This window comes from Leptospira alexanderi serovar Manhao 3 str. L 60, assembly GCF_000243815.2.
Lineage (GTDB): Bacteria > Spirochaetota > Leptospiria > Leptospirales > Leptospiraceae > Leptospira > Leptospira alexanderi.
Genome location: NZ_AHMT02000001.1, coordinates 110001 through 122631, shown reverse-complemented (window position 1 = coordinate 122631; position 12631 = coordinate 110001). Strand labels below are relative to the sequence as shown.

General features: G+C 37.7%; 11 protein-coding genes (1 of these 11 running past the window's edge). 8 read left to right on the top strand and 3 right to left on the bottom strand.

Features of this window, described 5'->3' with window-relative positions; translation table 11 throughout:
* Positions 1 to 473 precede the first annotated feature (473 nt).
* From fliG to LEP1GSC062_RS00515, 6 genes are all read left to right on the top strand, one after another.
* Positions 474 to 1487 (top strand): flagellar motor switch protein FliG, encoded by a 1014-nt coding sequence (gene fliG / locus LEP1GSC062_RS00540; protein WP_020983003.1) that lies wholly within the window; start codon positions 474 to 476, stop codon positions 1485 to 1487.
* Positions 1488 to 1636: 149 nt separating this feature from the next.
* Complete coding sequence (locus LEP1GSC062_RS00535) at positions 1637 to 3793, top strand: adenylate/guanylate cyclase domain-containing protein (RefSeq protein WP_020983089.1); 2157 nt, start codon at positions 1637 to 1639, stop codon at positions 3791 to 3793.
* A gap of 116 nt (positions 3794 to 3909) precedes the next feature.
* Positions 3910 to 4473 carry a hypothetical protein gene (locus LEP1GSC062_RS00530; RefSeq protein WP_020983047.1) on the top strand — a complete coding sequence of 188 codons (564 nt, stop codon included), beginning with the start codon at positions 3910 to 3912 and terminating at the stop codon, positions 4471 to 4473.
* On the top strand, positions 4445 to 5659 hold the full coding sequence (locus tag LEP1GSC062_RS00525) for an LIC10025 family lipoprotein (RefSeq protein WP_020983030.1): 1215 nt from the start codon (positions 4445 to 4447) through the stop codon (positions 5657 to 5659). The genes LEP1GSC062_RS00530 and LEP1GSC062_RS00525 overlap by 29 nt, the downstream gene beginning before the upstream one ends.
* A 171-nt stretch (positions 5660 to 5830) precedes the next feature.
* The gene (locus LEP1GSC062_RS00520) at positions 5831 to 6535 is read left to right on the top strand and encodes a urate hydroxylase PuuD (protein ID WP_010577409.1); all 705 of its coding nucleotides are present in this window, start codon (positions 5831 to 5833) and stop codon (positions 6533 to 6535) included.
* A gap of 3 nt (positions 6536 to 6538) precedes the next feature.
* The gene (locus LEP1GSC062_RS00515) at positions 6539 to 6898 is read left to right on the top strand and encodes a c-type cytochrome (RefSeq protein ID WP_010577408.1); all 360 of its coding nucleotides are present in this window, start codon (positions 6539 to 6541) and stop codon (positions 6896 to 6898) included.
* 652 nt (positions 6899 to 7550) lie between these two features.
* On the opposite strand, the gene LEP1GSC062_RS00510 is transcribed toward LEP1GSC062_RS00515, so the two are convergent.
* From LEP1GSC062_RS00510 to LEP1GSC062_RS00500, 3 genes are all read right to left on the bottom strand, one after another.
* Entirely contained in the window at positions 7551 to 8399 is an 849-nt protein-coding gene (locus LEP1GSC062_RS00510) for an inositol monophosphatase family protein (RefSeq protein WP_004507911.1), read from the bottom strand.
* A 19-nt stretch (positions 8400 to 8418) separates the two neighbouring features.
* Entirely contained in the window at positions 8419 to 9330 is a 912-nt protein-coding gene (locus LEP1GSC062_RS00505; RefSeq protein ID WP_039940701.1) for an LIC_10030 family protein, read from the bottom strand.
* A 113-nt stretch (positions 9331 to 9443) separates the two neighbouring features.
* A complete protein-coding gene (locus tag LEP1GSC062_RS00500; protein WP_010577406.1) occupies positions 9444 to 11420 on the bottom strand; it encodes a beta-galactosidase in 1977 nt (658 codons plus the stop codon).
* 189 nt (positions 11421 to 11609) lie between these two features.
* Between LEP1GSC062_RS00500 and LEP1GSC062_RS00490 the strand changes: the two genes are divergently transcribed.
* Positions 11610 to 12467, top strand: a complete 858-nt coding sequence (locus tag LEP1GSC062_RS00490) for an Hsp33 family molecular chaperone HslO (RefSeq protein WP_010577405.1) — start codon at positions 11610 to 11612, stop codon at positions 12465 to 12467.
* Positions 12468 to 12474: 7 nt separating this feature from the next.
* Positions 12475 to 12631, top strand: partial view of a tRNA (adenosine(37)-N6)-threonylcarbamoyltransferase complex ATPase subunit type 1 TsaE gene (tsaE, locus tag LEP1GSC062_RS00485; RefSeq protein ID WP_010577404.1) — the start only. Its footprint extends 413 nt past the window's final position; only the first 157 of its 570 coding nucleotides appear in the window; the start codon lies at positions 12475 to 12477; its stop codon lies off the right edge, out of view.

Sequence of the window (12631 nt, the reverse complement as noted above, 5' to 3'; positions counted from 1 at the left end):
TTAATTTTCAACAATTCTATTGATATGTCCCTTCTGGTCTGAGTTTGCAAGAATTTATCACAACAAGAAAACCAACAAAAGAAACCACGATTATGATTGTTAAGTCTTAATAATAAAACGCAGTAGTTCCCACAGATTACGTCCTTATTCTGACATCTTGGCTTTAAAACACTAGTATTCACACTCTCAAAAAAATACTCTCGGATTGTCATATTACTCATAGGCAAGGTTATTACTGATCTCTATACAATAGAGTTACCAAAATTCTGCCTTTAAGCGGAGATTTGTGCTAAAATTGACTGTACTCCTTTGTAGAGATCGGTAGTGGAGTTACTTGCTCTATACGAAACAATTTATAAAGAAGTGCAAAAAATATCCGGACTCAAGGAGAGAATTTTCTTCCATAGGTCGAAAAATCTTTTCGTTGAAATGCGTTATTTTAACCGATAGGATTCTTACGGGAAGTTCCAGGCGTGTTGAATAAAAAAACAAACCTAACCGGAAGGCAAAAGGCTGCGGTTTTTCTCATCGCAGTTGGAAGCGAAGTATCTTCCGAGATTTTCAAACATCTTCGAGAGGACGAAATCGAACAAATCACGTTCGAAATTGCTCGACTCGATAAGATTACTCCCGAAGACAAAGAAAAAGTTTTAGTAGAATTCAACGAGCTAATGATGGCTCAAGAATTCATCTCCAATGGAGGAATCGATTTTGCCCGAGGTCTTTTAGAAAAGGCGCTCGGAAATCAGAAAGCGATCGATATCATCAATCGACTCACTTCTTCCTTACAAGTCAGACCGTTCGACTTCATTCGAAGAACCGATCCTCAGCATTTATTAAACTTTATCCAGAACGAACACCCTCAGACGATCGCATTGATTCTTTCTTATTTGGATCCTCAGAAAGCTTCGAATATTCTTTCCAATCTGCCTCATACAATTCAGGCGGAAGTCGCAAAACGAATTGCAACTATGGACCGGGTCAGTCCGGACGTTCTTCGCGAAGTAGAACGAGTCCTTGAAAGAAAACTCTCCACTTTGGCTTCCGAAGATTATACGTCCGCAGGTGGTATCGATTCCGTGGTTGAGATTTTGAACTTAGTGGACCGGGGAACGGGAAAGACGATCATTGAGGCTTTGGAAGAGGAAGACCCGGAACTCGCGGAAGAGATCAAAAAGAGAATGTTCGTCTTCGAAGACATCGTTCTTTTGGACGATCGCGCGATCCAAAAAGTTATGAGAGAAGTGGACAATTCGGATCTTGCAAAAGCCTTAAAATCAGTGGATACAGAAGTTCAAGAAAAAATCTTCAAGAATATGTCCAAACGTGCCGCAAACCTCCTCCGAGAAGATATGGATTTTATGGGTCCGATTCGAATTAAAGACGTGGAAGACGCACAGCAAAAAATTGTAAACATCATACGTAAACTTGAAGACGCTGGTGAAATTGTCGTCGCCCGTGCTGGTGAAGACGAGCTCGTTATGTGATCTAAACTTTCGTTTTTGGAAAAATTTCCTTCGCTTCTAATTCTTCTTGAATGGAATCTGGTTGAATGATCCGGACCCTGAAATTTTTTGCAGTTTTATCGATTTTACCCGCTCTATTTTCGTGCGAATATGATTCGGATTTGGAGGTTTTGGACCTCACACACGCTGAATGGAAGGCGAGTTTAGAAAAACATCTCAAAACTAGATTAGAAAAAACGAATATTCCTAGTTCTTTATCTCAAAATAAAAAAGAAAATAAGGAAAAAGAGTCTAAGAGTTCGGAAAATTGGAAATCGATTTCCGATTTTCCAGTGAGTTTTAATTCTCTTTTTGAAATACCGGAACGGTCCGGGTTCCATGAAGTGACTGTAAAAGCGGAATTTTTAATAAATCCGGATTCTGTGTTCTTAAAATTACCGACTGCAATTTATTTTCCAAGTGTGGGAGAAAGTTGGGAACTTTATATCAATGGTTTTTTAATTCGAAAAGAAAAATTTCTGAAACAAACTGACGGGGGAGATGTGACTCCTTCGATTCGAAGGTCCTTAAGATCCGTAACTTTGCCTATTCCTTTCGGCGTTTTAAAACAAGGCAAGAATACGATTCTTTTATGCATTGTTGGCGGATCGAATCAGACTCCTTATATTCAAAACGATCATTTCGGATTTTATCACGCAAGTGGGTATAAAATTTCCCTATTTCAGAGGATTTATCAATCTAGTTCCGAATATTTCTATTTTTTGTTATATGCAATCTATTTTATATTCGGAGTTTATTACGTATTTTTTTATGCGATAAGGAAGCGCGATTTGTATTATCTCTATTTCGGATTATTTTTATTTATTTCTTCCGTTTATTTTTTTTCATCGTCGGATTTAATCTTTAAAAAGTTTATTAATCTGAATTCTCAAATTGATAGCTCTCCGTTTTTCAGAGCCGAATATTCTTCTTTGACTTTGATTCTTCCTTTTTTTTATTATTTTTTGAAGGACTATTTTTATCGGAAAGAAAGATCGGGCGTAATTCCAAATTTTTTCATAGTTCTTTTGATCGGATTGTTTTTTGCGATTCTTATTTCTCCGTTTTCCTGGGTGCAAGTTGTCCTTAAAATATCTCAAATTTCAATGATTTTCTTTTTGATTTATATTCTGTCCTTTTTAATTCAAGCGGTAAGAAAAAAGAAACAAGACTCGGGTAAGATATTAACGGGAATTTTAGTATGTATCGTTTTTGGAATATGTGATTTATTGAATTCGATTTTTAAAATTTTAGAATTTCATTATTCTTTTTTTCCGATCGTTTATTTATTCTTTGTCGTCACGATCATAAATATTTTGATTTCGAAGTACGTTCGGCTATACAAGGATATGGAGATTATTAACGAGGAACTTTCCAATCAAAAGGACGCTTTTTATCGATTTGTTCCCGTGGATTTTATCAGAATTCTAGATAAGGAATCTCCCGTATCAATTTCGATCGGGAATAACAAAGAAAAATCGATGACTATTTTATCTTCCGATATTCGAAATTTTACAAATATTTTGGAAACAATTCCGTCGAATCAGACAATCACATTCTTAAATTCTTATCTATCTGAAATGGAAAAGATCGTTTATGAAGCCGCTGGTTTTGTGGATCAGTATTCGGGGGATGCGCTACTTGCACTTTTTGCGGATTATAACGAAAGAGTAGAAAAGGAGAATTTCAATTCTGCCGACAATGCCGTCGAAGCTGCGCTCAAAATGATGAATGTCGTTCGATCGAAAAAAATACAAAAAAGTTTTTCGATTCCTTCGGAATGGAATTTGGAAATCGGAATCGGAATCAATACGGGCTCTTTGATTTTAGGAACGGTGGGAAGCGAAAGAAGGATCGATACCAACGTGGTCGGTGATGCGATCCGCCTTACGTCCAAACTTCAATCTCTTACCTATTTGTATCAGGGTAGAATATTAATTTCTCATCATACTTATCTTCGGCTCCATAGAATGAGCGAGATTGGAATTCGAATGATCGATTCGGCGTTTGTAAAGGGAAGAAGTCAACCCGTCGATATCTATGAGGTGTTTGAATCCGATCCGGAAGAGGTGAAGGAATTTAAACTGAGAACATTGGATCTATTATCTCAGGGAATTTTTGAATATAGATCTGGAAAATTCGGGGAAGCGACTAAAATTTTCAAACAACTTTACCATGAAGAACCCAGAGATAATCTTTCCAAAATTTATCTGAAACGTTGTAAATTATATTCTTCCAAACCTTTGGAAAAGAATTGGGATGGAATTTTTCGATTTCAAACGAAATAAAAATTAATCTAGAAATTTATCTTAAAAGGTTTTTTACGAACTCATTACTACTCGGGTGCATGAAAAGTGAAAGTTATCACTAAATGGGAATAAAGAAAAAAAAATAGGATAGGATTTTGAAACGAGCTTTAAGTATTCTGAAAGGAAAATTATGGATTGGTTTTTTGATTCGTCTTAGAGTGTTTTCTTTTAAGATGGTTTTTTTCCCGACTTTTTTTTTGTTAACGGTTTCCGTTTTTTCCTCCGATCTTCCCCATTTTCAGCTCAAAGATCAAAAAGGCAAGATTTTGAATTCTAGAACTTTAAAAGGTAAAACCGTATTTCTTTTAGGTTGTTCGTATGTCGATATCGTTCTCTGTAGAAAACACGGTAGGAAGATTTATTGGAGAATGCAGAATTTGATCGACGAATCAGAAGATTTCATCGAATTTGTAGCGTTTGTCGATCTTAGGAACGCACCGAGTCCGGTTCAAAGTTATATCAACGAAAACAAATCGAAAAATTACGAATCGATTTTATTAGATCCGGAAGGTATTTTGTCTTCCGGGATCCGGCCTAATTTTTCATGGTTAAGAATTTTTTCCCGAAGCAAGAGGCAGATTTTCGAATCGTATTACAAAGAAATAAATGATCAAACTGTGGATTCGCTTTATGAAATCGTACGGAAACAAGGAAAATAAAATTCGATTTTTCATCTACGTTTTGATTTGTTTTTTTCTTTTTGATTGTGTCCAAAAAACCCCACAACAAGCCGCTTTTTGGAAAGAATACCTTTCCTATCAAAAAAATATTTTCAGAGAATATCCGACCGGAGGAATTAGAAACGCCTTATTTGGAAATCTAACCTCGGCGGACGTATACCTCCTGCAAGAAAAAGACGACATGCTTTCGATCGACTTCTATCTTCAAAAAACGGATCAAGGGTTTCGAAATGTAATCACAACAGAAAAAATTCCCGAGAACGTTCCTTATCAAATCCACGTGGAATATTTTCCGACTTTTTTCAAAGATCAAAAAACGTTTCGAATGAAACGAGAGATGGTTTCGATTCTTCCGACATACAGTCACCTTGATTTTTTTCATCACGTAGACCGGCTGCAAAATTTCCTTCGTTCCGATTCGAGTCACTCTTCCAAACTCGCTTCGATTTCGGATACACATCGTTATCTTTGTTATGTTTGTCATTGTGATTCGGGGAGAGTGAGGAATACATCTTGGCTTCTTTATGAACTGAACGAATCTACAAAAATAGCCTATCCGCAATTTTATAAACGATTCAATAAACTTCTTAATCAAGTGTCGTATCGAATTACGATCTTTAAATCAGGAGAATTTCTAAACGGGATCGAGCTATATAACGAAGGAACTAAAACCTTTTTAAAAATTCCTGATACTCCCAAAGGCTATTGGAATAAACCGGAAGTTCTTCACATTCATGTTTCATTATTCATCCGAGTTTATGGACTTGAAATCGATATTAAAAGTTTGGGATATAAGCTTCGTTTTTATTCTTCTAAAAATTATGGAAAGATTACGGGAGAGTTTTCGAAACTTCCGGAAAAGAAAATCAACGGCCGATTTCTTAAGATTTTTCCGCCCGGCATGGTAAATTGGTTCATTCCCGGAAACATGGATGAATACTTTGATGGATATTTTCTTCTTCTTGTGTACGGAAGCAAGGGTAATGAGGGAAATAAGTTCGAATCGGAATTTTTTCAAAACGGAGACAAGATGAAAGTGATTTTCAAATCTCAAGCTGAAATTTTTCAAGATCGTTTTACGCCATTCCATTCCTCGAATGAAAAGGACGACGAACCTTCTTTCTGGGATATATTACAGAAAAATTTAATCCAGGATCTATCTTGAATCGTACTTAAAGTTCATTTTCCGAAATTTGTATTTTATTTTTTCTCAAAAATTAGAATCTTTCTAAAGTGCTTGACTGAGAGCCTAAATTTCAAGATTTATTTTTAATTCTGGTGCTCCATTTTTTTAGAGTACACAAAATTATAATTCAATCGATGAATTGGAGGTATTATGGAAGGAATTGCTCTTTTTACAAGCCAAGGTTTGTATTTCATTTTTAAGTGGATACATTTCCTCGCAGGTATCGCTTGGATCGGACTACTTTGGTACATTAATTTTGTACAAGGATCTTTCTTTGCCGAGACAGACGCGGATACAAAGAAAAAAGCGACTCAACAATTAGCCCCAAGAGTTCTCTGGTGGTTTCGTTGGGGGGCGATGTTTACTTTTCTTAGCGGCTGGGCGATGATTATCTATTTGATCGTTAACGGCACTACTCTTTCTACCGGTCAATTGCTTGCGGTAATTCTCGGAGGAGGATTACTCGGAACTTTAATGTGGTTTAACGTTTGGTTTGTGATTTGGCCTGCCCAGAAAGTTGTGATTGCGGCCGCAAAAGGTGAAACTACGGAAAACCCCGCTCCCCGTGCGGCTAGAGGTCTTTTGGCTTCTAGGACTAACACTCTTCTTTCCATTCCTATGTTGTTTTTGATGGGTGCTGCAAGAAATCTTCCGATTTCTTTCGAGATAACAAGCGCACAAGCACATACGTTCTTAGGGGCGATTTTAGTGATTCTCGCGATTGTAGAAACGAACGCGTTAACCGCAACACCAGAAAGCGCCACTTTCAAGCCGATTAAAACCGTAAAAGGTGTTATCACCTCAGGTTTTGTTCTTTCTTTGGTTATTTATATTCTTCTTGAGGTTCTCCTTTAATCGATGAGGATCTGTAAAAATCGAGGCGGGTTTTCCCGCCTCTCATTCATTTTTATTTTCTTTATTCTTGTTTTTGCAACCTGCAAAGAAGAAGAGAATCTTTCTCCGGAACAAAAATCGATTTCTCAAGGAAAAGGTTTATATTTGACGAATTGCTCCGCTTGTCACAATCAGAATCCTGCGATGGATGGTACTATCGGACCTGCAATTCAAGGTTCGAATTTCGAGTTATTAAAAGCGAGAATTGTGGAAGGAACTTATCCTCCGGGTTATACTCCAAAACGTACGAGCCGAATCATGACAAGACTTCCTTTAACTGATGATCAGATTCGAAACATAGAAGCATTTTTAAATACTCCTTGATAAAAATAATCTAACTTGGTCTTAAAGTGATTTCTTATTTCTGCTATTAAAATTTGGATCTAACATCAATTACTAATCTCTACGTAATATAGAGTGCTCAAGATTCTGTCTTTAAATGGGGATTGCGCTAAAATTGACGGTAATCCTTTATATAGAGATCAGTAGTAACTTCTTTTTTCTATGGTTGGTTCCAGCAATGGAACCGCTCTATTGAATGAATCGAATTTGTTATATAAATATTTAAAGTCTGTCCCAGAACCTTACAGTAAATCGGTTATAATCATTCGGTAAACTCGTAATAAAACAGTAGAGTTCCCACAGATTACGTCGTATTGGCGGTTTATACTGTTTTTGTGCGTTTGAAATTGTAGTAGTTCTTACATTTTGAAACGGACTCTAGGTTTCGGCATAGAGTCGTTAAGGGAACGGCAATGAAATTCGAAAAGGTTTTCCAACAAACACGGAAAAACGGTCTCGAAACACGGTGAATTTTTTTAAAATTGTTCTTAAAGTAAATTCGATTTAAGAAAATTGAAAGAATCTTTTCTAAACAAAAAAACACATTTCCTGAGTGATAAAAGGATTTCTAAAATAAGAAACTCTTACTTTTGAATCATTCGATTATTCTTTTTCTCTGAACTGATTTTAATCTTTAGTTTTTTCCGATCGAATCCCGAACGTTTCTCATGATGTCTATGATCTGGGAATGAACTTTTCCGTTCGATACGACTACTTCTGAGTTTCCGGAAAAAAAATGTTTTCCACTGAAGTCCGTTAATTTGCCTCCGGCCTCGGCGAGAATTACCGAACTTGCCGTGGTGTCCCAGAGTTTAACCCCTTTTTCCCAGATGCCGTCAAGTAGGCCTTCCGCGACCCAACAAGTATCCAAAACAAAAGAGCCTGTTCTTCTCATGGATCTGCCACAACTGATGAATGCGGTGATATCAGAGATGACTTCGTTTAATATTTCTTTTCTGTTCGTTGGAAAACTCGGAACAAGCATTGCGCGTGCGAGGGATTCCGTATTGGAAACATCGATTCTGAGTCCGTTTTTGAAGGCGCCTTGAGAAAGAATAGCCGAATACTTTGTATTGAGACCCGGAACAAAAACAACACCTGCAACCGGAGATTCTCTATGCTCAAGCCCGATCGCAACACAATAAAGAGGAATCCCTCTTACGAAATTCATAGATCCGTCAATCGGATCCAATACCCAGCGAAAAGAATTATTTCCTTCATGTTTATAATTGTCTTCGGAAAGGATCGAATCAGAAGGAAAGTTTTGTCTGAGATATTCCACAATGAACTTTCCCATCATCTCGTCTGCCTTATGGATTTGATCTTTCTCTTCGGCTTCCGTAGAAAAGGAGAAAGTTTTCAAATCTTTCTGAAGCTTCAGCGCTGACTCGATAAAAATACCGGAAACGGACTGAACGGATTTGATCCTACGTTTGACTTCCTCTAAGGGAAAATCAATAGGAGGGGCGAGTGGATGGTCCATGGGTTTCTCTTTAAGAAGATTACTTTCGTTTTAAGATTTTCCAAAGCATATTACCGGAGGGCGTTACACCCCTTTCCGTTTCGAAAGAACGAAGCCAGTCATGCAAAGGTTCCTGTTTCACTGAATCTATAGTCATGCTTTCCGGGGACAATAAAAGATCAATCAAATGCCGAAAGCTTTCAAATTGGTTAAAAATTCTCTCTTGGGAACCATCTAAAAATCTAGAACTGATCGTATGAAGTTCCACGTCGATTGGTTCGAAAATCTTACCGGGCTTCCAAATCTCTTTATTGATGTTTAAAATCGAATGAATCATTGAAATCTGCTTGGAATAATCCACATCGTCGAAAAGTTCTGAATACGTATGTTGGGCTTTGTTAAACGAAGAAACCGTATCGACATCAATCATAAATTCTGTCTCTTTATATTTCCGCGTTACGAAATCGACCAAAACACCGTTTTTAAATTCGAAGGATTTTAAGGGAAGAATTCTGGCTGAGAAATAAATTCTCTGAGTTCGAACCGTTGCCGTTTTTCCTTGTATAGGTTGTTTTACGATCATTGGGGCCGGCGCACCCCCTAAATAGGTAAGTATGAAACTTACTACAAAAACGAACTTTTTATTTTCATTTTCTTCCGAAGAGGGAACTTCTTTGACCAAAAAGAGTTGATTCGATTTTTTTTTCGGCTTTGCGATTGGAAGTACATGACATCCTCCGATCAACTCTGGGATCAATTGTTGTGCTTGTAAAAGAAATTCCTTAGCGGCTGAAAAATCCACTTCGTAAACCGAAGTAGACGGGAGGATAAAACTATCTTCAAATTGGAAGAATGCAGTATGCAAATTATCTACGAAAATCTCGTAAGGACGGTTTTGTCCGGAAACGGATATAAGAATTCGATTCAATTCTTCAATTTGATTCACTTCCAAAAAATTCTTACCTGTTCCATTCTATTAAACGACTCAACAAATCATAGTAAGGTTTTCGACTAAAATAAGAACAAATTTTTCAACTATTCTTTTTTGAAAAATTACCGACTACTTTATTTCTTTTTAGGAAGAATCCTGACTTCATAAGGATCTAAAATTTTCAAGCCTGCAAGACTTTTCCTTCCGGAATGGTTAATAAAGATTTCATAATTTTGTCTTCTACCGATTCGAAAAATCTTTTCTACGTTTGGTCCGTAGAATATGAACGGAATCTTGGCTTCCTTTAAAATACGGCGATAGAGAAGCACGAAACTCAAAGGTTCCAAGGAAGATCCCACGTAAATGACTCTTCCTTTGTGATAGTAGTTTGCTGTGATTACTGGAGAACCTTTGTAGAATTTTTTTCTATCGGTGTAACGGGCCCAAACTTCCGCTGTGGTCGGTTCTAAAATTTCACAGATCTTTGAACAGATCCCCGGGAAATAACGAAACCGAAACTTGACCTTTTGGTTTCCAACCGCTTCAAATTTACGAACTTTGATCCCGGCCATTTCCATAAACGGACCCGGAATTGGAGAGTCGTACATCCAACCATCCAAATTCTTAGCACCGGTTCTAAAACCCAAAACTAAAATTCCGCCTTCTCTTACAAATTGTTCTAAACGCTTAAAAATAACGTCGTTGACCATCGTGTACATCGGAAGTATTATAATTTTGTAATCCTTAAAATCAATTTTAGAAGCGGGACGGAAATGTGTGTTGACATTCAATACGTTCATTCCCGAAAACCAAGTTGCCATTTCGATGTCGTACCCTAACTGAGACCATGGTACGGGAGAGAATTTTAAGCCTGTTGAAATCGGTTGATGTTTCCAATTTCGTGCGTTTTCAATGTCATGTACGATTGCAACTTGGGCTGGAAATAATTCTTCCGCGAAATCTTCCGTGTGTTCTTTAATTTCTTGAATTCCTTTTTGTAGTTCGTAATAACGTTCTGTTTTTTCTTTATCATGATCTAGGATTCCGTAACAAAGTTGTTCCTGCCCGAAACGTGCGGTTCTATATCTGAAAAAATAAATCGCATTCGAACCGTGAATAATGGAATGTTTCATCCAAAGTTTGGTTTGCCCGGGTGCCGGAAGATAGCCGAGCAAATCATGTCCTTGAAAACCGGAAATTTGTTCCATTACGGTAAAGGGAAGATTTTTCAAACCGCGGTTGTATTGCTGCATTGCCGATAGGAACGGATGAGGGAAAGGAGCTTCTTGTTCTCCCCAAGTTGGATAGTTATCCCAAGAAATATAATCGAGGTAAGTGGACAATTCCGCCATATCGATAATCGGTAAAAACGGGGAAGGATATAGATTTGTAGTGAGTGGTCTTCCGACGGAAAATTTTCTGAGAATTTGGGCCTGAAGTTTTACGAAGTCTATGATCGTGTCGGAATGGAATCGATAGAAATCTTGAATCATAGAAGGATGGAAATTACTCGCCACATGACGACCGGGAATCGGGATCTCATCGAAGGAATTGTAAAGTATTCCCCAAAAGACATTTCCCCAAGATTCGTTTAGGGTTTGGATCGTTTTGTATTTGTTCTTTAGCCAAACACGAAACGCTTTTAGAGACGTTTGAGAATGGTCTATGTCGGAACCTTCGTGCCCTATCTCGTTGTCGATTTGCCAACCTATGACCGCTGGATGATTTCCAAAATGTTTAGCCATGGCGGTTACAATCTTTACCACTGCCTTTTTATAATTAGGAGAAGAAAAACAAGCTTGTCTTCTCGTGCCGATCGTTCTTTGAACTCCGTCCCGTTCTTGAATTATATCGGGAAATTTTTTAACAAGCCAGGGAGGAAAGGTCGCTGTCGGAGTTCCGAGGATTGCTGTCATTTCGTTCTTTTGGATTAAATTCAGAATGTGATCGAAAAAAGAAAAATCGTATTTCCCTTCCTTGGGTTCCATAATTGCCCAAGCGAACTCCGCGAGACGAACGGAACTCAGACCCATTTCTTTCATGATGGAAATATCTTCTTTCCAATCTTTTGGGATCCATTGTTCGGGATAGTAATCGGCTCCGAATATCATTTTATCCTTCCTTTCGTTTCGAAAGAAATTTCATCAAAGGGTGGATCTGAAAAGAAAGAAAACCGCCATTCCGGGTTGTCTAAACGAAAAAATACTGTCTTTTCCAGGGAAGTTTGAAAGGATACGAATGACGCAAATTGCAACATCTACGCAATTCGAGACTCTCATTTCTTGCCGCAAAAGGATTCCATGCAGAACCAAGATTCATTGATATACGGAGTTTTACCGGATATTCACTTCCGATATTCCGTTGCTGAAATTTCATACTCCCTTACCGCAGCTTCAAACCTGCATAATTTGGATGATTCGAGTACGGAACTTCTTGCAAGGACAATGATCGGCGCTTTCTTTTTAGCAGATCAGATCAAAGAAGATACGAAGGTGAGTTTGCAAATTCAGTTTAACGAAGATTCTCCCATACATTCGGTGCTCGCTTACAGCGATCGACAAGGGAAAATGAAGGCTGTCCTTAGAGAAAGACCCGAAGAAAATCTTGAACTCGGGAAAATGACGGAAGATTATTCCGGAATTCTGAAAGTATTCCGCTGGAAAGATGGAGTTTGTATTTATCAGTCCGTAGTTCCGTATCTTAATAAAAGTTTCGAGGAGAATTTTCAAAATTATCTAAACAGTTCCGAACAAATCGTCTGTTTCGTAACTCTCTATATTCGAAAGAACGGATTTCATTGGGATGTACGTGGAATTCTTTTGCAGTCCTTACCGGAAGCAAAAGAAGAACACATTCAAAAAATAGCAAGTCTTTCCCAACAAATCAACGCGAACATAAGCGAATTTTTAGGAAAAAATGTTTATAATTGTTTGAATAAAATCGGAGAAGTGACTCGTTCCGCCGTTCAAATTTTGGAGGAAGGTCAACCGGAATTTCGTTGTGATTGTTCTGAGAACAAAATCAGGGAATTGATTCAAACATTAGGAAAAGAGGAAGCGATGCAAATTTTGGACGAAGTTGGAATGATCGAAATTACTTGCGAATTTTGTACTTCGGTTTATCGTTTTGAAAGAGAAAAGGTGAGCGAATTATTTTGAGGAAGAATTGGAACTCGAGTTTCGGAATCTAAAACTGGAAGAATTGGACAAACCTGCCGAATTTCTTGCATCTTTGATTCTTTCTTCTTTAGGGCAAAACTTTCATCCTATCATTTTACTTACGGGCTCCATGGGAGTAGGAAAAACGACCTTTGCTTCCAGAG

Bases quoted from the DNA above. Each gene is read 5' to 3' on its own strand.
- LEP1GSC062_RS00525 (WP_020983030.1), top strand. From the start codon at position 4,445: ATGAAATCGTACGGAAACAAGGAAAATAAAATTCGATTTTTCATCTAC.
- LEP1GSC062_RS00520 (WP_010577409.1), top strand. From the start codon at position 5,831: ATGGAAGGAATTGCTCTTTTTACAAGCCAAGGTTTGTATTTCATTTTT.
- LEP1GSC062_RS00515 (WP_010577408.1), top strand. From the start codon at position 6,539: ATGAGGATCTGTAAAAATCGAGGCGGGTTTTCCCGCCTCTCATTCATT.
- LEP1GSC062_RS00510 (WP_004507911.1), bottom strand. From the start codon at position 8,399: ATGGACCATCCACTCGCCCCTCCTATTGATTTTCCCTTAGAGGAAGTC.
- LEP1GSC062_RS00500 (WP_010577406.1), bottom strand. From the start codon at position 11,420: ATGATATTCGGAGCCGATTACTATCCCGAACAATGGATCCCAAAAGAT.
- LEP1GSC062_RS00490 (WP_010577405.1), top strand. From the start codon at position 11,610: ATGCAGAACCAAGATTCATTGATATACGGAGTTTTACCGGATATTCAC.